This is a genomic window from Cryptosporangium aurantiacum (assembly GCF_900143005.1).
GTDB lineage: Bacteria > Actinomycetota > Actinomycetes > Mycobacteriales > Cryptosporangiaceae > Cryptosporangium > Cryptosporangium aurantiacum.
Map to the genome: position 1 here is coordinate 265,836 of NZ_FRCS01000010.1, position 19,403 is coordinate 285,238.

General features: G+C 69.4%; 17 protein-coding genes and 4 tRNA genes. 9 read left to right on the forward strand and 12 right to left on the reverse strand.

Annotated features, from left to right (window positions below):
• Positions 1 to 64: 64 nt before the first annotated feature.
• Together BUB75_RS29880 and BUB75_RS29885 are read left to right on the forward strand one after the other, a co-directional pair.
• A complete protein-coding gene (locus BUB75_RS29880; RefSeq protein WP_073261475.1) occupies positions 65 to 3,346 on the forward strand; it encodes a UvrD-helicase domain-containing protein in 3,282 nt (1,093 codons plus the stop codon).
• Between the two features lie 97 nt (positions 3,347 to 3,443).
• Complete coding sequence (locus BUB75_RS29885) at positions 3,444 to 4,691, forward strand: exonuclease domain-containing protein (RefSeq protein WP_073261477.1); 1,248 nt, start codon at positions 3,444 to 3,446, stop codon at positions 4,689 to 4,691.
• A 47-nt stretch (positions 4,692 to 4,738) separates the two neighbouring features.
• On the opposite strand, the gene BUB75_RS29890 is transcribed toward BUB75_RS29885, so the two are convergent.
• On the reverse strand, positions 4,739 to 5,722 hold the full coding sequence (locus BUB75_RS29890; RefSeq protein ID WP_073261479.1) for an FAD-dependent monooxygenase: 984 nt from the start codon (positions 5,720 to 5,722) through the stop codon (positions 4,739 to 4,741).
• 54 nt (positions 5,723 to 5,776) lie between these two features.
• Here BUB75_RS29890 and BUB75_RS29895 point away from each other — a divergent pair, with 54 nt between their 5' ends.
• Together BUB75_RS29895 and BUB75_RS29900 are read left to right on the forward strand one after the other, a co-directional pair.
• Entirely contained in the window at positions 5,777 to 6,340 is a 564-nt protein-coding gene (locus BUB75_RS29895) for a TetR/AcrR family transcriptional regulator (protein WP_073261481.1), read from the forward strand.
• Positions 6,341 to 6,387: 47 nt separating this feature from the next.
• On the forward strand, positions 6,388 to 7,257 hold the full coding sequence (locus tag BUB75_RS29900) for a hypothetical protein (RefSeq protein ID WP_073261483.1): 870 nt from the start codon (positions 6,388 to 6,390) through the stop codon (positions 7,255 to 7,257).
• On the opposite strand, the gene BUB75_RS29905 is transcribed toward BUB75_RS29900, so the two are convergent.
• Positions 7,196 to 7,627: a response regulator gene (locus BUB75_RS29905; RefSeq protein WP_073261485.1), complete on the reverse strand. Its 432-nt coding sequence runs from the start codon at positions 7,625 to 7,627 to the stop codon at positions 7,196 to 7,198. The two genes, BUB75_RS29900 and BUB75_RS29905, sit on opposite strands and share 62 nt — an antisense overlap.
• Positions 7,628 to 7,758: 131 nt before the next feature.
• Positions 7,759 to 8,952: an LLM class flavin-dependent oxidoreductase gene (locus tag BUB75_RS29910; RefSeq protein WP_073261487.1), complete on the reverse strand. Its 1,194-nt coding sequence runs from the start codon at positions 8,950 to 8,952 to the stop codon at positions 7,759 to 7,761.
• A gap of 143 nt (positions 8,953 to 9,095) precedes the next feature.
• Here BUB75_RS29910 and BUB75_RS29915 point away from each other — a divergent pair, with 143 nt between their 5' ends.
• A complete protein-coding gene (locus BUB75_RS29915) occupies positions 9,096 to 9,842 on the forward strand; it encodes an alpha/beta fold hydrolase (RefSeq protein WP_218617837.1) in 747 nt (248 codons plus the stop codon).
• 1 nt (position 9,843) lies between these two features.
• Here BUB75_RS29915 and BUB75_RS29920 read toward each other — a convergent pair whose 3' ends face one another.
• Positions 9,844 to 10,332 (reverse strand): hypothetical protein, encoded by a 489-nt coding sequence (locus BUB75_RS29920; RefSeq protein ID WP_073261491.1) that lies wholly within the window; start codon positions 10,330 to 10,332, stop codon positions 9,844 to 9,846.
• A gap of 91 nt (positions 10,333 to 10,423) precedes the next feature.
• Here BUB75_RS29920 and BUB75_RS29925 point away from each other — a divergent pair, with 91 nt between their 5' ends.
• The gene (locus BUB75_RS29925; RefSeq protein ID WP_073261493.1) at positions 10,424 to 10,732 is read left to right on the forward strand and encodes an ArsR/SmtB family transcription factor; all 309 of its coding nucleotides are present in this window, start codon (positions 10,424 to 10,426) and stop codon (positions 10,730 to 10,732) included.
• Positions 10,733 to 10,779: 47 nt separating this feature from the next.
• On the opposite strand, the gene BUB75_RS29930 is transcribed toward BUB75_RS29925, so the two are convergent.
• The 5 genes from BUB75_RS29930 to BUB75_RS29950 form a co-directional block, all read right to left on the reverse strand.
• A complete protein-coding gene (locus tag BUB75_RS29930) occupies positions 10,780 to 11,163 on the reverse strand; it encodes a VOC family protein (protein WP_073261606.1) in 384 nt (127 codons plus the stop codon).
• 188 nt (positions 11,164 to 11,351) lie between these two features.
• Positions 11,352 to 11,425, reverse strand: a tRNA-Phe gene (locus tag BUB75_RS29935).
• 63 nt (positions 11,426 to 11,488) lie between these two features.
• Positions 11,489 to 11,563: transfer RNA gene (locus BUB75_RS29940), tRNA-Asp, on the reverse strand.
• A 26-nt stretch (positions 11,564 to 11,589) separates the two neighbouring features.
• A tRNA-Glu gene (locus tag BUB75_RS29945) sits at positions 11,590 to 11,662 on the reverse strand.
• Between the two features lie 141 nt (positions 11,663 to 11,803).
• Positions 11,804 to 12,544 carry a polysaccharide deacetylase family protein gene (locus BUB75_RS29950; RefSeq protein ID WP_178380010.1) on the reverse strand — a complete coding sequence of 247 codons (741 nt, stop codon included), beginning with the start codon at positions 12,542 to 12,544 and terminating at the stop codon, positions 11,804 to 11,806.
• Between the two features lie 365 nt (positions 12,545 to 12,909).
• On the opposite strand from BUB75_RS29950, the gene BUB75_RS29955 reads away from it, so the two are divergent.
• Positions 12,910 to 12,982: transfer RNA gene (locus BUB75_RS29955), tRNA-Lys, on the forward strand.
• A 35-nt stretch (positions 12,983 to 13,017) separates the two neighbouring features.
• On the opposite strand, the gene BUB75_RS29960 is transcribed toward BUB75_RS29955, so the two are convergent.
• Positions 13,018 to 14,463, reverse strand: a complete 1,446-nt coding sequence (locus BUB75_RS29960; RefSeq protein WP_073261497.1) for a tyrosine-type recombinase/integrase — start codon at positions 14,461 to 14,463, stop codon at positions 13,018 to 13,020.
• 455 nt (positions 14,464 to 14,918) lie between these two features.
• On the opposite strand from BUB75_RS29960, the gene BUB75_RS45590 reads away from it, so the two are divergent.
• Positions 14,919 to 15,278 (forward strand): hypothetical protein, encoded by a 360-nt coding sequence (locus tag BUB75_RS45590; protein WP_143175487.1) that lies wholly within the window; start codon positions 14,919 to 14,921, stop codon positions 15,276 to 15,278.
• A 757-nt stretch (positions 15,279 to 16,035) separates the two neighbouring features.
• Here the strand turns inward: BUB75_RS45590 and BUB75_RS29965 are convergent.
• Together BUB75_RS29965 and BUB75_RS29970 are read right to left on the reverse strand one after the other, a co-directional pair.
• Positions 16,036 to 17,193 (reverse strand): hypothetical protein, encoded by a 1,158-nt coding sequence (locus tag BUB75_RS29965; RefSeq protein WP_073261500.1) that lies wholly within the window; start codon positions 17,191 to 17,193, stop codon positions 16,036 to 16,038.
• Positions 17,194 to 17,283: 90 nt separating this feature from the next.
• Positions 17,284 to 17,790, reverse strand: coding sequence for a DUF6933 domain-containing protein (locus BUB75_RS29970; RefSeq protein ID WP_073261502.1), 507 nt, complete (start codon positions 17,788 to 17,790; stop codon positions 17,284 to 17,286).
• Positions 17,791 to 18,524: 734 nt separating this feature from the next.
• Between BUB75_RS29970 and BUB75_RS29975 the strand changes: the two genes are divergently transcribed.
• The gene (locus BUB75_RS29975) at positions 18,525 to 18,851 is read left to right on the forward strand and encodes a hypothetical protein (protein ID WP_143175488.1); all 327 of its coding nucleotides are present in this window, start codon (positions 18,525 to 18,527) and stop codon (positions 18,849 to 18,851) included.
• Positions 18,852 to 19,403 lie beyond the last annotated feature (552 nt).

Genomic DNA, 19,403 nt, shown 5'->3' on the forward strand with positions numbered 1-19,403 from the left:
CGGCGGGCCGTGCAATGCGGCGTGGGGTGCGCGGGGAAATTGAGGCGCGTGGGAGGATCACGCGATGCCGCGCCCCACGTTCCACGCGGACCTGCACATCCACTCGAAGTACAGCCGCGCCTGCAGCCGTGACTGCGATCTCGAGCACCTGACCTGGTTCGCCAAGCGCAAGGGTCTGACGCTGGTCGGCACCGGGGACTTCACCCACCCGGCGTGGAACGCGCACCTGCACGAGACGCTGGTCCCCGCCGAACCAGGTCTGTACCGCCTCAACGACGACCTGGCGAAGTCCGTCGACCGGACCCTCCCGGGCATCCTCGCGGCCGGCACCGTCCGGTTCATGCTCAGCGTCGAAATCTCGACGATCTACAAGCGCGATGACAAAACGCGCAAAGTGCACCACCTGGTCTATCTCCCGGACCTCGAGGCCGTCGGCCGCTTCAACACGAAGCTCGCCCGGATCGGCAACATCGCCTCCGACGGCCGCCCGATCCTCGGCCTGGACTCGCGTGACCTGCTGGAGATCACGCTCGAGTCGAGCCCGGACGGCTACCTGGTGCCCGCCCACATTTGGACCCCGTGGTTCGCCGCGCTGGGCTCGAAGTCCGGCTTCGACGCGATCGCCGACTGTTACGCCGACCTCGCCGACCACATCTTCGCGGTGGAGACCGGCCTGTCGTCCGACCCGGCGATGAACTGGCGGGTGTCCTCTCTCGACCAGTACACGCTGGTCAGCAACTCCGACGCGCACTCGCCGCCCGCGCTGGCCAGGGAGGCGCACAGCTACGCCTGCGAGCTGGACTACTTCGCGGTGCGGGACGCGCTGCGCACCGGCGACGGGTACGCGGGCTCGATCGAGTTCTTCCCGGAGGAGGGCAAGTACCACGCGGACGGGCACCGCACCTGCGGAGTGCGGTGGCAACCTACCGAGACGATCGCGGCCGACGGGAAGTGTGCGGTGTGCGGGAAGCCCGTCACGGTCGGCGTGCTGTCCCGGATCGAAGCCCTCGCCGACCGTCCCGAAGGCGCCCGGCCGTCCGGCAAAGCGGCGTTCCGCAACCTCGTCCCGCTGCCCGAGATCGTCGGCGAGATCCACTCGGTGGGCCCCCGCAGCAAGACCGTCACCCGCGAGGTCGACGGCCTGGTCGCCGCGCTCGGCCCGGAGCTGGACATCCTCACCGAGATCCCGGTCGACCAGATCACCGCGGTCGGCGGCGAGCGGCTCGGCGAGGCGATCGCCCGCCTCCGCCGCGGCGACGTGATCCGCCAACCCGGCTACGACGGTGAATACGGCGTCATCCGGCTCTTCGAGCCTTCCGAGCTCCGGCACTCTTCCGGCACGTCCGCGCTCTTCGATCTGCCAGCCCAGGAGGACTACGCCGTCCGGCGAACCGCCGCCGGACGGTCGCCCGCGCCGGTTGCCGCGCGTAGCCCCGGAACGGCCGGCGCCGCCGTGAGCCGCAGCGCCGACCCGGCAGCCCTGCTGGCGACCTCGGGGATCCCATCGCCCCGCACCGGCACCACCGCACGGGGCGAGCAGGAGGTGACGGGGCCCGCCACGCACGGCGGCGCCTCGTACGGCGGCCCGCCGGAAGACCGCGCGGACGAGCCGGCGGCGGCCGACCAGGCAGGCGTAGACACCTTGCCGTTGGAGATCCCGGACCGGGGGGTGCTGGAGGGTCTCGACCCGGAGCAGCGGGCGGCCGCGGGAGCGGCCGACGGGCCGTTGCTGGTGGTGGCGGGGCCGGGGACGGGCAAGACGCGGACGCTGACGCACCGGGTGGCGTACTTGGTGGCGGAGCGGGGGGTGGCCGCGGAGTCGTGTCTGGCGATCACGTTCACGCGGCGGGCAGCGGCGGAGCTCTCGGAGCGGTTGGCGGCGTTGCTGCCCGACGGTTCGGGGATGCCGTTCGTGGCGACGTTCCACGCGCTGGCGCTGACGATCTGCCGGGAACAGCACGTCGCGTTGGGGTTCGACGCGCCGCCGTCGGTGGCCGACGACGCGGACCGGGCCGCGGTGCTGGCCGAACTGGACGTTCCGGCCGACAAGCCGGTGCCGGACGAGCTGCGCGAGGACTACCGCAAGCGGCTGCGCTCGCGTGGCCTGCTGGAGCTGGACGAACTGGTGCCGCTCGCGGTGCCGCTGGCCTCCGCGTACCGGACGCGCTGGAAGCACGTACTGGTCGACGAGTACCAGGACGTGGACGCTTCGCAGTACGCGCTGCTGGGGGCGCTGGTACCGGCGGACGGCAACCTGTTCGCGATCGGTGATCCGGACCAGTCGATCTACTCGTTCCGCGGTGCCGACTTCGGGTACTTCCTGCAGTTCGAATCGGACTATCCGGCGGCGACGACCGTGACGCTGTCGCGGAACTATCGTTCGGCGCCGCCGATCGTGGCTGCGGCGGTGCAGATCGTGCGTCCGGGGACGTTGGTGCCGGGGCGGACGCTGTCGGCGGAGCGGCGTGATCTCGGTGCGGCGCGGATCGCGGTGCATCGCACGGGTTCGGAGGGCGAGGAAGCCGGCTGGGTGGCCGCGACGATCGACGCGCTGGTCGGGGGTTCGTCGTTCCACTCGCTGGACTCCGGGCGGGTGGACGGGTCGTCGGAGGTCGAGGAGCATTTCGACTTCGGGGACGTGGCCGTGCTGTATCGCACGGATGCGCAGTCGCGGACGCTGCAGTCGGCGTTCACGGCGGCGGGTCTGCCGTTCCAGAAGCGCGGCGTCGACCGGCTGGCCGACCGGCCGGGTGTGCCTGCCGTGCTGCGGGAGCTGGCGTTGCTGCCCGGCACCGTGCCCGAGCGGTTGCGCGCGGCGGGCCAGGCGCTGGCGTCGCGGGCGGCGGCGCCGGATCTGTTCTCCGCTGACGACGTGTCGCTGCGGGCTTCGGACGTGTGGGCTGCGGTGGAGTTGCTGCGGCCGGTCGCTACGACGTTCGCGGAGGATCTGGACGGGTTCCTGGCGTTCGTGGCGACCGGGGCCGAGGTGGACGCGCTGGATCCGCGGGCGGACGCGGTGTCGCTGCTGACCCTGCACGCGGCGAAGGGTCTGGAGTTCCCGGTGGTGTTCCTGGTGGGCTGCGCCGACGGCGTGGTGCCGCTGCGGTGGCCGGGGGCGCCGGATGCCGAGCAGGAGGCCGAGGAGCGGCGGCTGTTCTTCGTCGGGGTGACCAGGGCGCGGCAGCGGTTGTTCCTCTCCGCGCCGCGGCAGATCACCCGCCGTGGTGCTACCGCTGCGGCGGCGTTGACGCCTTTCCTGTCCCCGGTGGACGAGGGGTTGCTCGACCGGACCGGTTCGTCCGACGAGACGCGCCGCCCGGCCGCGCGCCAGATGCGCTTGATCTGAGCGCCGTCGGTGATGGGTCGACGGTTGGACAAATTTCTTCGGGGCAGCAGGACGAGCAGTGGCGGCTCGGCGGGGCGGGTGGCTTATCCTCGACGCGATGAGCGTGACGGATGAAGCCGGGGCCCCGACGTGGGTCGTCATCGACGCTGAAACCACCGGACTGAGCCCCAAAGAACACCGGGTCGTCGAGTTGGCGATCGTCGTGCTCGACGAACGCGGCAACTCGATGGGCGAGGCGGCCACGCTGGTCAACCCCGGCATGGACGTCGGCCCCGCGGACGGGCACGGTATTCGCAACGAGGACGTGCACGACGCCCCCCGGTTCGACGAATTGTCCGGCTGGCTGGTCGAGTGGCTGCGCGGCAAGGTGCTGGTCGGGCACAACCTGCTGTTCACCTCGGCGTTCCTGGACGAGGAGTTCCGCCGCACCGGGTTCGAGATGCCGCACGTGCCCGCGATCTGCACGATGACGAACGCCCCGCGCTACCTGCCGTCGCTGCCCGGCCGCACGCTGGAGCAGTGCTGCGCGGCGGCCGGCATCCCGCTGGACGGCCCGCGGTCGGCGCTGACGAACGCGCGGGCCGCCGGTGCACTGTTCGGCACGTTCCTCGCGCAGCGTCCGACGCTGCCCTCGCCGTGGGTGCAGTACATCGAGCGCGCGCGCCGGATGTCGTGGCCGCGGATCCCGATGCGTGACTTCCAGATGGCGCCGCGCGCCGAGGAGGAGTGGGAGGCCGCCGACCCGGAGCAGACCGCGGTGGTCAGCCCCGAGATGGCGCGGATGGCTGCGGCGTACGCGGGCCTCTCGTCCGGGGCCGCGGCTTCGGACGTGGACGTCAAGGAGGCGCCGAACCCGGAGGTCGACAGCGAGTTCGTCGCCGACGTGGTGGAGGACGCGCCGCGGTCGCCGGAGGAGTCCGGGCCGGTCAGCGCGTACCTGGGTGCGCTCGACAACGCGGTGTCCGACCGGGTGCTCTCGTTCACCGAGGCCATCCACCTCAAGGACCTGGCGGCCGCGCTGGCGATCTTCGAGGCCGAGCAGAGCGACGCGCACCGGCAGTACGTGCGGACGCTCGCCGCCACCGCGTGGGCCGACAAGCAGGTCACCGACGAGGAGCGCGACGACCTGGTGGCGGTGGGCAGGCTGCTGGATCTGTCCGAGACCGAGGTCGACGTGCTGATCGAGGAGACCAAGCCGGACGCGGCGGGGGGCTCGGCACCGGCGACGAGTGGCTCCTCGTCGAGTTCGGAGTACGAGGCCGGGTGGTATCCGGATCCGTACGGTCAGGGTGGGCTGCGCTGGTACGACGGCGAGAGCTGGACGCACCACACGCACGCGTCGTAGGTTCGTTCGGCGGGCCAGGCGTTCGGCGGGCCAGGCGTTCGGCGGACCTAGGCCTGGACGCGGCTGAGCAGGCGGGAGGCGCGCGCCAGGCGTTGGGTGGGGCGGCGGCGGAGGTGGTCGTAGCTCCGGAGTGCGGTGGTGACATCCGGAGCGTTCGTGAGCTCGGTAGCCAGGCAGTCGGCGTCCACCAGGGCCTGACATGCCCCCTGCCCCAGTGACGGCGCCATCGCGTGGGCGGCGTCGCCGACGAGCGCGATCGTCCCGTGGACATATGACGCCGGCGCCGGTGCGAGGTCGTGGACGTCGTGCCGGAGCAGGCTCTCGTCGGTCGCGGCCGCCAGGACGGCCGGGATCGGATCGGGGTAGTCGGCGCACAGTTCACGCAGGTCGGCAACCGTGGGCTTGGTTCCCGTCGGCGCCCGCAGCGCCACGTACCAGTTCGTCCGGCCGCGTTCGACCGGCGTGACGCCGACCAGTGCGCCGCGCCCCCACACCTCACCGGCCGGCCCGAACTCCCCGTCGACCACGCCACGGACCGCCACCACCCCGAGATATCGGGCGCGGACACCGGGGAAGAACGCGTCCCGGACGATGCTGCGGTAGCCGTCGGCGCCGACGACCAGGTCGTGGTCGCGTCGCAGCCGGTCCGGGTCGGTGATCGTCACCCCGGTGCGGACGACGTCGCTGGGGATGGCGTCGGCGAGCGTCGTGATCAGCGTCGTGCGGGGGACCATCAGCACCGGCGCGCCGCCGTGCTTCTCGATCCGCTTCAGCGGCAAGCGCGCGATCCGCCACCCGCGCCGCGTCCGCACCGCACCCTGCCGGTACGGGACACCGACGGCCCGGATCCGCTCGCCGAGCCCCAGCCGGTCGAGCGTCCGCTGGGCGTCGGGCCAGAGCCCGATCGCGGTGCCGAGTTCGACGATGCGCGGCCAGCGCTCGAACACTGTGACGTCCCACCCGTCGCGTCGCAGCGCGATGGCCGTGGCGAGCCCGCCGATTCCCGCTCCTACTACAGCTGCAGTGCCCATGGCGTCAGCGTACTACTGATGTAGTGGTTGCTACTAGAGCTGTAGTGTGGCCGCATGCCCGGACGTCGTGAGCAGGTGCTGGACGCGGCCGTCCAAGTGCTCGGCGAACAGGGCACCCGTGCGCTGACGCACCGCGCCGTCGACGCGCGGGGCAACCTGCCGTCCGGCACCACGTCCAACTACTTCCGGACCAGGGATGCTCTGCTCGCCGGGATCCTGGGTTACCTGTTCGAGCGGGAGACCGCGGCTTTCGCCACGCTGGCCGGGGCGCCGCGGCCGGTCTCCGTCGACGAGCTGGCGGGCCGGGTGGGCGCGTTGCTCCGCCAGCTGGCCGGGCCGGCCCGGACGCTGACGCTCGCGCGGCACGCGATCTTCCTGGAGGCCGCGCACCAGGAGGCGTTGCGCGTCGAGCTGCTCGAATGGAGTTCAAAACTCTGGGCCTGGGCAGGGGAGTGGCTAGCTGCCGTCGGCTCGGGCCGCCCCGAGAAGCATGCTCGGCAGTTGCTCGCGTACGGCGACGGTCTGCTGCTCGATCGCCTTGCCCGCGGTGGTGACGACGAGTTCGCGCCGGAGGCGTCGTTGGCTGCCCTCTTGCGCGCATTGGTGGCGGACGACTGACTCGTTGTGTTCCGATCAATACAGACCGTTGATCGGAAGGCGGGCACATGAACTACGAGCAGGAGGCGACGGCGCTCTACGCGTTACCGCCGGCGCAGTTCACGACCGCTCGCGATGTCCGGATCGCGGAGCTGAAGGGTGAGAAGCAGGCCGCGTTAGCCGGTCGGCTCAAGCTGTTACGACGGCCCACGGTAGCTGCGTGGTGCGTCAATCTGCTGGCCGGCGCACGCCGGGAGGAGCTGCGCGCGCTGGTACTACTCGGTCCGCAGTTGGCCGAGGCCCAGCGCCGGTCGGATCCGGGGGCGATCCGGGCGCTCTCGGCCGAGCGGCGGCAACGTGTTGCGGGGTTGGTGGCCGCGGCGACCCGGCTCGCGGGGGAGTCCTACCCGCGGCGGGGCGACCAGGGGCCGTTCGAGCTGGAGCAGTCGGTGGTGGCGGACCTCGAAGCGACGCTGAACGCGGCGGTCGCGGACGCGGCGGTGGCCGAGCGCGTGCTGTCCGGGCGGATGGTGCGTGGCGAGGCGTACGTCGGCTTCGGACCGTTGCCCGAGGACCCTGGTCCGCAGGTTGCCTCCGAGCCGGCGCAGGAGCCCATCCATGAGGTCGCAGCCGCCCGGGCGGAGAGCGTTGTCGCCGATCGCGCCGTCGCAGCAGCCCGGTGCGAGCGGGACGCCGTCCGCCGGAGCCGCGACGTGGCCCGTCATGCGCGCGACGAAGCCGCCGCGGTGCTCGCCGAGGCCGAACGACGGCTGGTGGACGCCGAGCGCCAGCTGGCCGGCGCCGACCGCACGCTCCAGCGGGCCGAGCAGCACCGGCTGGAAACCTCGGCCCGGCTCGACGCCGCGGAGCGCGGGCCTACCGGGGGAGACGGACCGTCCGGCCGTAGAAGCTCTCGATCTGCTGCACGATCGACGTGAACTGGTCGAGGTCGACGGGCTTGGTGACGAACGCGTTGGCGCGCAGCTCGTAGCTGCGGAGGACGTCCTCGTCCAGCGCCGACGTGGTGAGCACGACGACCGGGATCGACCGCAGCTCGTCGTCGCTCTTGACGGCGGCGAGCACCTCGCGCCCGTCCATCCGCGGCATGTTCAGGTCCAGCAGGATCAGCTGCGGCCGGGGCGCGTCCGCGTGCGGGTCCTCGCGGCGGAGGAACGAGAGTGCCTCCACGCCGTCCGAGACCACGTGCAGGTGGCTGGGCACCTCGTTGGCGCTCAGCGCTTCCTCGATCATCAGGACGTCGCCGGCGTCGTCGTCGACCACCAGGACCTCGAGCGGGGATGTGGACATCGAGCTACTCTCCGGTGCTGGTGGCGTTCGTCGGCGCACTGTACCGCTGGGTGTGCAGCAGCCGTAGACACCGGGCCGTGGTGTGCGGCCGGCGGTTGTTCGGTGGCGTCGAGCGCCTCCCTACCCGTCCGTCAGTGCGGGGACGGCGCCAGGGAGCGGCCTGCGCTGCCCGCGAACGGGACGTCGACGTGCGGTGCGTCGATCGTTGCGGCCACCGGGTGCTCCCAGAGCCCGCGCGCCCGTAGCAGCGGCAGCACGCCCTCGCCGAACCAGTACGCCTCCTCCAGATGCGGGTAGCCGGAGAGCACGAACTCCGACAGCCCGAGTTTGGACAGCTCGACGATCCGGTCGGCCACCTCGGTGTGGCTGCCGACCAGCGCGGTGCCCGCCCCGCCGCGCACCAGACCGACACCGGCCCAAAGGTTCGGCGAGATCTCCAGGTCACGCAGTGCGGTGCTGGCCTGGCCACGGCCGTGGAGCTCGGCCATCCGCCGCTGGCCCTCGGACTCGCTCTGCGCCAGCCCTTGCTGGACGCGCTCGATCGTGGCCGGGTCGAGGTTCGCGAGCAGACGTCCCGCCTCCGCCCAGGCCTCCTCGGACGTGTCCCGGCTGATCACGTGCAGCCGGATGCCGTAGCGCAGCGTGCGGTTCCGTTCCGCCGCGAGGCCCTTGATCCAGTCGATCTTCGCCGCGACCTGCTCCGGCTTCTCGCCCCAGGTGAGGTAGACGTCCGCATGCTGCGCGGCGACCAGGCCGGCCGCCGGTGACGAGCCACCGAAGTAGACGTCCGGGATCGGGTCGGGGACGCGGCTCAGCGAGGCACCGGCCACCTGGACGTGCTGCCCGTCGAGCGTCACGGTCTCGCCCCGCCAGAGCCGGCCGACGACCTCGAGGAACTCGTCGGTGCGCTGGTAGCGCCCCTCTTTGTCGAGGAAGTCGCCGTACGACCGCTGCTCGCTGCTCTCGCCGCCGGTGACGACGTTGAGCAGCAGCCGGTTGCCGGAGTGCCGCTGGTACGTCGTGGCCATCTGGGCCGCGAGCGTCGGCGACAGCAGACCCGGCCGGAACGCGACCAGGAACTTCAGCCGCTCGGACGTCTGGGCCAGCATCGCCGTCGTGAGCCAGGCGTCGTCGCACCACGCACCGGTGGGCGTCAGCGCGCCGACGAACCCGAGGTGCTCTGCCGCACGGGCGATCTGGGTGAGGTAACCCAGGGAAGCCGGACGGTCGCCGGCCGCGCGTCCGAGGTCGACGCCGTGGCCGCCGGCGACGAGGTTTCGGCTGTCGCCCATGGTCGGGAGGAACCAGTGGAAGGTCAGGCTCATCGGGGTCCTTCCGGTGTGTGCGAGGCTCGGCTAACCCTACCGTTTAGATAGGGAATGGCAACGGGTGCCCTGTCTCTGCTCTTCTTCGCTTCTGCTCCGGTCCTTCTCCGCTGCGAGCGGAACCGGTCCACGAGGAGTGTCTCGTGCTGCTTCGCTGGCCGGTGTCGGCTCTCGTCGGTGGGGGATGCATGCGCCTGGTCTACGTGCACGGAGCCTGCGTTCGGGATGCCTCCTGGTGGTGGAACCGGATGGTCGGGCCGATCGCCGCGGCCGGCGTGCGCAGCCGCGCGGTGGCGCTACCGAGCTGCCGCGGTGACACGCCCGGTGATCGGCTGGGCGACCTCTACGACGACGTCGACGCGGTCCGCGCGGTCCTCGACGAGGTCGACGAGCCAGCGGTGCTACTCGGGCACTCGTACGGCGGCATCGTGATCACCGACGCCGCCCACGCGCACCCGGCCGTGTGGCAGCTCGTCTACGTCACCTCGATGCTGCCGGACGTCGGCGAATCGCAGGCGAGTGTGGCGGGCACCGGCCCGGCGCCCTGGCTGGACCCGGGCGCCGACGGAACCATCGGCGTGCTGCCGGACAGCGTCCGCCAATTGTTTGTGCAGGACTGCGACGGGCCGACGGCAGACGCGGCCGTAGGCCGCCTGACCAGGCAGTCGATGACCCCGTTCGGCCAGCCGGTGCGCGCCGCGGCCTGGCGGGACGTGCCGGCGACCTACATCGTCTGCACGGACGACCGGGCGATCCCGGCGGACGTGCAGCGCGAGCGGGCGACGCGAGCCGCAGCGGTGGTGGAGTTCGCGGCCGGGCACCACCCGTTCCTCTCCCGCCCGGAGGACTTCGCCACGCTCCTGCTCGACGTCGCCGCGCCCGCCCGTTGATCTACCTCGGGTCTACGGTTTCGCTGGTGGCCCACTCCTCCAGGTGGGCCAGCACGTCGCGGACCGGCCGGTCGGTGGCTTGCGCCAGCCGCTCGAGCAGCTCGGTCTCGATCTTCACGTGGGCGGCCAGCTGCTGGCTGACCAAGTCGGACGTGGGGCCGCTGATCGCGTCGCCCATCGCGACGGCACCCGCCATGAACGCGTCCGCGATCGTGCGCGGACGCCGGGCCCGGAACTCCTGCTGCAGCTCGTCGAGCTCGGGCTCCACGGTCGCGGTGCCGTACACGGCGGCCCACGAGGTCACCGCGGCGGGCACCGCCTCGTGATCGGCGTGCAGGGCCTGGAGCAGTGCCACCGCGCCGTGGATCGCGGAGGCCACCCCCTCGTTGTTCTCGTCGCGGCCGGCGGGCAGCCGATCGCTCTGGTAGCTCTCGCCGCCGAGCCCGATGTGGTCGAACCAGTCGTCGGTGGGCTCGTCGTTGTCGAACATCCGTCGCCTCCCCTGGCTTCGTCGGACGCACCGTAGCGACCACCACCGACGTTTTTGCCGCCGCATATTCCTGCGCAGTTATATTCGTACGGTGACCTCGTCATTCGCGGTGCTCGCCGAACCGACCCGGCGTCGGATCCTCGACCTGCTGCTCGAACGGCCGCGTCCGGTGGGGGAGTTGGTGGAGCAACTGGGGCTCAGCCAGCCCGGGACGTCGAAGCATCTGAAGGTGCTGCGCGACGCCGGCCTGGTGCGCGTGCGGCAGGACGCCCAGCGGCGGTGGTACGAGCTGGCGCCCGGGCCGCTCGCGGAGATCGATGCCTGGCTGACGCCGTACCGGAGGCTGTGGAGCCGCAGCTTGGACGACCTGGAGGCGCACCTGGACGCGAACCCGGAGTAGCCCGGCCGGGCTCCACGGTGTTCGTGGAGCCCGGCCTCAGAGCTCCGTCAGCCCCGCTCGGCGGCGCTGCGCTCGACGCAGAACTCGTTGCCCTCCGGGTCGGCCAGAGTGACCCAGCCGGTCCCGTCCGGCTTCCGGTGATCCGCGACCAGCTGGGCACCCAGCGCGAGCACCCGCTCGACCTCCTCGTCCCGCGTGCCCTCGGTGGGCTGCAGGTCGAGGTGGATCCGGTTCTTACCGGCCTTGCGCTCGGGCACCGTGACGAACAGCAGGTCGGGTCCGTCGCCGGGCGAGAGAAGCAGGGCCTCGGGGTCGTCCGGCGCGTTGCCGTCCTCGGGGTCCTCGGTGAAACCGGTCACCTTGGACCAGAACTGGGCCAGCGTGTACGGGTCGGCGCTGTCGACCGTGATGTGCCTTACTCGGACGCTCATGCGTTGATCCTTCGCGACGCGCGCCATCGTGGTCGCGGTGGCGTCGGTCAGCCGACCACGGGAGGCGCGGGAAACAGGGATGTGATCATCACCGCACCTCCTCTCCCCGGACGCCGGGCCCAGTATCGCAGCGGCCACAAACGAAAAAGGCACCCCCGCTGTCTCGCGGGAATGCCTCGTGATCGATGTGGCCAGGGGCGGGGTCGAACCGCCGACCTTCCGCTTTTCAGGCGGACGCTCGTACCAACTGAGCTACCTGGCCGAGTGCGGCGACACCCAATGCCACCTTCACTCCGCTGCCGCACCAAAGGTGCGGCAGCGAGAGCGGTCCCGACGGGATTTGAACCCGCGACCTCCGCCTTGACAGGGCGGCGAGCACTCCGAACTGCTCCACGGGACCTGGTCCGGATAGACCGGGTCTTGCCGTGCCCCCAACGGGATTCGAACCCGTGCTACCGCCTTGAAAGGGCGGCGTCCTGGGCCACTAGACGATGAGGGCGTGCAACCCGAACGGCGTTCATGCTGTCACACATGTCCGCCGGGCGGCGCACCCACCCCGTCCGCGTCGGGAGCGAGATCAGCATAGGCGACAACGAGGCCTCTTGCCAAAAGCACTCTTCTCTTCCGATGAATCCGCAGGTCAGAGCCTTGTCAGTCGGTACTTGGAGGTCAGCCCGGGCAGCAGGATCTTCAGTGCGGCCACCGTCCGGGACCGATCTCCGCCCCCGTCGTGCATGAGCACGATCACTCCCGGGGCAACCCCGGCCCGCACTCGCGACACGATCGTGGTCGCCGGCGGCTTCGCCCAGTCACGCGGATCCACGGCCCAGCCGATCGACGCCATCCCCAGGTTGCGCGCCACCGACACCACCACGCCGGACCAGTTGCCACCCGGTGCCCGGAAGTACTTCGGGGTGACTCCGCCGCTCACCCGCTTGATCAATGCGCTGGTCGCGCGCAGGTCAGCCTCGATCGCGGCCCGCGACTTCTTCCGGAGGTTCAGGTCGTGGCCCATCGTGTGGTTACACAGTGCGTGACCGTCCGCGACAATCTTGCGGACCAGGTCGGGGTGGGCCTTCACGTTGGCGCCGATCAAGCAGAACGTCGCCTTGACCTTGTGCTTGCGTAACAGCGAGAGCACCTGCGGCGTCCAGCGCGGGTCGGGCCCGTCGTCGAACGTCAGCGCCACCGCGTTGCTGCCGGTGCGCCGGTACGGCGTCGACGTGGGGACCAGAATCGGCTTCGGCTGGGCCACCGTCACGGCCCGGGGCGCCGCAGCCACCGTCCGCTCGCCGGCCGCCGCCGTCGAGCCTCCGGTCACCAGCACCAGTGCGAGCACCACGCTGAGCCCGAGCAGCGCCGTCTGGATCCGTCGCGTCATCATTCCTGCCTGTCGCTGAGGGGATGCGGTGACGGGACCGTACGAAGGGTGCGCAACGGGTCCGGCGCCGCCGTGGCCGGCGCCTGATCGGCGTCAGCCCAGGTGAGCACTGTTGTCGACCCGGATTGCGGCACGCAGGTTCTGTCGGATACTCGGCACGTTCAGACTGTCCGTGCCGGTCGAGCGTCCGGGGTCGGCTCTTCCTTTCGGTGGACGTCCGGCGTGTGCGGCGCAGCCGGGTACGGGTCCGGCGGGACGGAACGCGCTCAGTGGGATGTTCTGTCGCTGTCGCCGCTCGGGTCTGAGACACTTCAAGCGGGACGCGGCCGGGTATGCCCTCTCGGGTGCTCGTGCTGTGCCCGAGCGGGCCGTTAGCTCAACTGGCAGAGCAGCGGACTTTTAATCCGCGGGTTCTGGGTTCGATCCCCAGGCGGCCCACCCGCTGACCTGGTCTTTTGCGCGGTCTCTGGTTCCTATGCGGACAGTGGTTGCTCGCCGGTTGCTCGTCCCCGCCGCGACGTTGCTTGCTTACTGAGGTTGAGCGCCAAGCCGCTGACCTGCGGGTTCAGGTTGATCAGGCACGGTTTTCTGCGTGCGGTGATGCGGTTTGCGCGGCGCCGTTCGGCGCGACTCTTTCGCGTGATGTCACCGCGGACGCGGCGCGCGGCGTCCAGGACGAGAGCGGCGGTGGCCGCGGCGGCATTGTGCTGGGCCGGTGGGAGGACGGTGGTGTAGGTGTCGGCGGTCAGCACGATGCTGGCGTGCCCGAGCTGGTCCTGGATCAGCTTCAAGTCCGCGCCGGCGCAGTGGGCCAGGCTCGCGGCGCCGTGACGGAGATCGTGCAGCCGGACCGGCGGCAGCCCGAGGTTCCTGCGCAGGAGCCGGAACCGATTGGTGACGTAGCTCGGCCGCAGCGGCAGGCCATCGATCTTGGTGAAGACGTACCCGGTGTCGGTCCAATCCTCGTCGGCGGCGCGGCGTTCGAAGCGCTGCCGCTGGGCGTGGGCGCGCAGAACCGCGACGGTGTGCGGATCGAGCGCGACCGTGCGGCGGCTGGCCGCGCTCTTGGGTGGCCCGACGAGGATCGCGCCGGTTACTTCGACGCGCTGCTGCGAGATGACCAGCTGGCGGGTGTCGAGGTCGACGTCGCACCACCGTAGGCCAGCGGCTTCACCCCGGCGGAGCCCGCGGAGCGCGATCAGGTGCCAGAGGGCGTGCAACCGGTCGGTGTTGGTGTTCTGGAGGAACGTGGCGAGTTGCTCGGCGGTCCAGACGGTGACCGGTTCGCGTTCTCCGGTGCGTCGCCAGGTCTGGACGCGGGGTTCGGTCCAGACCACCGCATGCGGACGCCGGGCCGGGGCGAGTTCGATACGTCGGGCGGGGTTGTCGGTGACGAGGCCTTCGCGGATCGCGGCGTTGAACGCCGCCCGGAGCGTGGCCTTCACCCGGTGCAGGGTGGAGCCGGCGAGCGGTTCGCCGTACCGGTTGTGCTGCTGCGCGAGGACGGCGAAGGCCTCGGTGAGCTGCCGGGCGGTGACCTGCCCGAGCCGGTAGTGGCCGAGATGCGGCAGCAGATACAGGGTGATGTGGCTCTGGTAGCTGCGTGCAGTGGTCGGCCGGATCGAGGTCCGGGTGCTGATCCAGTGCTTGAGCCACTGCTCGAGAGTCCAGACGGCGCCTGCACGGAGTTCCGGTGTTTGAGCCAGGAGCTCATCGCGAACTCGGCAGGCCGCAGACTTCGATCGGAACCCACTCCGGCGGACCTGCCGGCGTCGGCCCGTGAGGTCGGGCATCCGAGTGTCGAACGCCCAGAGACCATGCCCGCGCTCGGCCAGCCGTGGACAACGCCGGCTCCGGCGCTGCCCGACCCGTCCCTCGTCGCAGGTGCAGTACTTGAACACCACGCCCTGACCCGTCATCACTCCACCCCCGTGAGCTGCCGATACGCATCAGCATGCGCTCGCTAAGGTGCAGCCGGATCGGCCCGAACAAGCCGGTAGATCAGCTCGAGAGCCGGTCGCGCCCGCAGCCCGCGAGCGAATAGCGGGCGACAACGCACGCAACTGCCGACGAGAGTGTCGTCTTCCGCTGTCCGAATCTGCGCCCGGATAGCAGTTCAGACGAAGCACCCCAAATGAGAGTCAGCCACCCGAAACGCTTAAACAATCGGATTCGCCTGAGGTCGTAAGAATCTTTGCGGGTGATACACAAACTTCCGCCATCAATCGATGGTACATCTTCTTGCCGCAGCGATCACTTCTCGGCTAGGTTGGATAACAATTGCGCCCGCGCGGGCTAGGTCGTGCAGATCCTGCAACGATTGCTCAAGCGAGTGCACCGCATCGATTCGGGATGAAACTGCGAGGAGGCAATCGTGGCGTATGTGAACGATATCGCGGTGCGAAGCGGAGTTCTCAGGGGGATCGCCAGGGCGTCCGAGAATGAATTCCCCGGACTCGAGGACGAGATACTCGGTCGATTAATGAGCGATTCCGCGTTTGCAACACGGCAGTTGCTCAGCGAGTTCGGCCCCGAGGACCTTCACCCAGGGTTCCAGCAGCTTGCCGCAGAGCTCATTACTACCGCAGTAGCTACGCGCATCAATGCTCACCGAGATACTTCTGGGAGCCAGAATTTCTATAACATCGAGAACTCGTTCGGACGGAAGGCATCAAGCGCTCTGCACAGTGTCTGGAAATGGATCGACGGCCCACGCTGGGACCCTGAGTATTGAGTCCGGAAATGAAGGTAAGCCAGTTACGTGCTACGGTCTCACATCGAGAGTCTCTGACGCAAGCCACAGCTGCGGGGTTCGGTACTGGCATTGTGGCTCTCGGATTCGGCGATTTGAGTTCCAATCTGCTGCAGAAGGCGCCTCCTATTCTGGTGGCAATCTTCGTCACATGCGTTTTAGTGGCGGGATTCGCAATCGCCCAGACATGGGCCCACCTTCATCACGCAAGCAGACGCCTAGCATTGTCGGACCCGCGCAATTCGCAGGTCGAAGACCCCGACGTTCCGGATTTACAAGATGCACGAGCGAGAATTAAAAGCAAGGAGGCCAATCATCTGGACTGGGCCGTCACAGAGATGAGCGGGTCTAAAGGCTGGTGGTGGTGGATGCTCGGCTTGGTTCTGATGAGTGGAGTGCTATATTTACTTTCGATTTGGGCCGGCGCCCTAGAGCAATGTAGATGAGCTAGTTGGTCAGGGCGAACGTGCACGACCACAGAGAGGGCATAGTCGACTCGGACACGCCTCGCGACAAATAGGCGCTTAGCACTAGACGTCGCGGATTCCCAAAAAGTCACAACGTGTGCGAAATTCACTGCCCGACTCCCCCACAGCGGCAGTTACGTTGTTCCCACTTCGCCGAATACCTTTCAGGCTCCCGCTCAGGAGGCAATCATTGGCTTGCGATGAGCAATGCAACGTCCGCACATGACGCGGATGGTGCGGTGAGGCGGGCATCGTTTCTGTCGAGATTGTTGTCAGGGTAGTTCGCTGTTGGTGAGGCGTCTGAGCAGGGCCGGCTTGTTGTGGTGTCGGTGGCGGAGGTCGTTGAGCCGGTTGCGGAAGTGGTCGAGGTCGTTGGTGCGGTTGCTGATTTCGTGGAGGTCGGTGAGCAGGTCGAGCGCGGCGTCGTAGTCGCTGGCCTTCTTTGCCGCGATGTGGTCCTCGACCCGCTTCCAGGCGGATTCGCCTTGGCCGGTCACCACGGACAGGCGTCGTTCCCGGGCTGCGGTTCGGGCCGCGGCCTGACGCCGCTCGTCCTCCTCGGCGGCCCGGACGGCCTCTTGGTGGCGTGCCTCGCGCGTCCGGTAGGCGGCGTCGAGAAGCTCGGCCGCGGTGCGCCGCCCGGCCGCCGGTGGCTCAGGATGGGGCAGCAGCCGGTTTCGGAGCACCGCCGGCAGCCCGGGTTCCTGCCCGAGGGCACAGCGGACCAGGAAACTGTTCTTCTCTCGCTCGGGTAGTGCGGCGACCAGCGGCTCCAGATCTTTGCGCGTCACCGACACGCCAACCGGTTCACCACTGGCCTGCGCGGCGGCCTCAAGCAGATCACGGTCGACCCGGAGGAAGTCCGCGAGCGCACGCTGCGCCGCCGTGAGGGTGTTCAGCCCGGCTGGGACGGCCGGTTCTGTGACTTTGCGGAAGGCGTCTTCGTTGTCGTCTTCGCGTTCCCATTTGCCGAGCGCGGACAGCCAGGCCAGATACAGCGGTCGGAGGTCCCCTGCGGCCAGTTCGGCGCGAAGGCCGGCCAGGCTGTGGAGGGCGTGTTCGGCGGTTCCGTCGAAGTCGTCTTCGTCGTCCTCGCTGCACAGGCTCAGGATCAGATGCGTCTTGGTCGTCCAGCACGCGAACGACTCATCGTCCAGGCAGTACGGTTCCACGACGTCGAGGGCCAGCGTGGTCTTCGGGATCCGGAGTATCACCTGGCGGGTGCCCCAGTTGGTGACGTAGAGGTGCGCGTCGTAGTACCGCTCGACCATGCGGTGCGGGTCCCCGCGGAACGAACCCCAGTGGTAGCTGTTGACGAATCTCGTCGCAGTGATCTCGGCTCGTGTCGATAACGCCCGGACCTCCGCCATCTGGGCGTCGGTGAGCGGTCGGTCCAGGGCGAGGAACTCGTAGCACTGGTATTCGCTCACGGCCCCCGGACCTTACCGGCCGACCTGAGCGCAGTGCCGCCCGCGGGTCATGGGGGACCGGGAATCGAGCCGCGATCGACAGAGGACCTGTCAGCTCGGCGGCGGCGCGGTGGGTTGGAGCCGGGCACGCAGTTCACGGTCGGGGCTGACGTGCCGGGAATACAGCGGACCGCACGGCGTCGCGGCCAGCCGTACCGCCAGGCCGAGCGGGTCCGACGCGGGATCGTGGGCCCGGTAGACCTCGGCGAGGTGGGTGAACTCCGTCATGATGCCCACGACGCTCCGGTTCGCGGTCTTGGCGATCCGGACGTCGGCCATCCGCGCCAGCTCGGCCTCGATCACCGAATCCGGGATGCCGTGCGCGGTCAGAACCGTCGCGAGCTGGGCAGGAAACCTCGTCGCCAGGGTCGCTGCCGGCGCCAGCGGCATCAGCACCGGCAGCAGCGTCTGCTCGTTGACCCACAACACGACCTGCGGTCGCCAGAACAACACGGTGGCATACCACGCACCCAGCGCCGCCGTGGACTCCTCGCCCTGCTGCAGGGTCGACGGACCGATCCGATCGAGGAGCTTCTTCGTGGCATGGACGACGAACACCCACCCACTATGCCGCCAGCCCTCAATTCCTGCCGCGCGGCGGAGCCGCTACCCGCGGGCTACGGGGCCGGTCGCGAGCGGATAGGGCTGGTGGGGTTGATCGGTGGTTGCTCGGATGTAATGCAGCGCCGTAGTTGGGGATGGTTCGTGGTGGCGTGGCGGCCACCGATTGACGCCTTCGGGTCCCGATCTCAGGCTTCGTAGCAGATGTCATCAGGTAGTTCGTGGTAGCGCTGGGCGAGTCGGGGTGGTACACATAGCTTAGTCGACTTGATAAGCCTCCATTTCGGACTTTTAATCCGCGGGTTCTGGGTTCGATCCCCAGGCGGCCCACCCGCTGACCAGCGATCATGTGCGGACCAACTATCCATTATGGTCTAGAAATGGCCGTTGGTTGCTCATTGGTTGCTCGGATGTCGGCGGCGTGTCGTTCCCGCAGGCCAGCGGGGGTTCATACCGGCTGGGTGCGTCTCTGACGTCATACGTGATGATGCTGGGCAGTGTGAATTGCTCTGGCTGGTCGGAGCCTGCTGTGCCGGTGTCGCGTGTGGCCGTTTTCCACGATCACCCGGGGCCGTTCGCTGGATGAGGCTTCGCTGACGCGGGGGAGCTCAGCTGGCTGGTCTGCGGCTGGCTCTCGGTGCGCACCGGCGGCGCGGCTCGAGTGCGCTGGCGACCTAGCTAATCCCGGGATAGAGATGGGCCGTAGTGAGGGCCCTGAAGAGGTGCGGTAGTTGATCGAGGCTTGGGTGGAGTTGCGAGGTGGCCCCGCCGGTTACACGAACGTCGCGGTCTACCGCGACAACGGCCACCGGCTGCCGCCGACGGTCGAGGTGATCGTGACCGGCGGTGTGCTGGACTACAAGCTGACCAGCGCGGTCACCACTCCCGACGGCTATCCGATCTACCGGTGTCCGACGAACTGGCGGCTGGCGGTGCGCCCGGCCCAGCCGGCACCGACCGCCCCGCCCGCCGCGGTCGGTGCGCCGGCCGAGGAGATCGATCCCCTCGACGCGCTGCTCGCCGAACTCGACGCGAAAGACGCAGAGGGCCGTCACTGAGCATCACGACACCGACCGCCCGCCAACTGTCGCTTGGCCGCGTTACGGCGCCGATCTGCTTGCCTGTGGGCACCCGCCGAGCCCCGTTCCGGCGCCCTTCGACAATCTCCTGTTCGCCGCGGTTGAGGCGGCGCGCGAGTACCGATCGGTTGTTGGCGGTCAATGGCTTCTGCCCGGTCGGAACGTCGGCTACCTCTGTCTTGCGGCGTCCTCTACACGCGGCTGCGCGCGATCGGCTTCCCGCAGCGCACCGCGCGGATTGCCACACTGCGCCAGCTCGTGCAACAGGTGTCCGCGCCGGTGGTGGCGACCGTGCTCGGTGGCCACCAGACCACGGGCCGAGCGAGCTCACATGCACTCATCTGCGACGGCATCACCCTCGCTATATCGGTCGCGTGGCCCCGAATTCTGAGTCGTCGCGCCCCAGGAACAGGGGGGTGACCGGCGCGCCGTGGTCGGATGAATCTTGCCGAGAAACATCAGACTTGACAGCTCTCACCGAGGTGAGGCTCCATCGGGCCCGCCGCGAACACGGCACGCACGTAGACACCA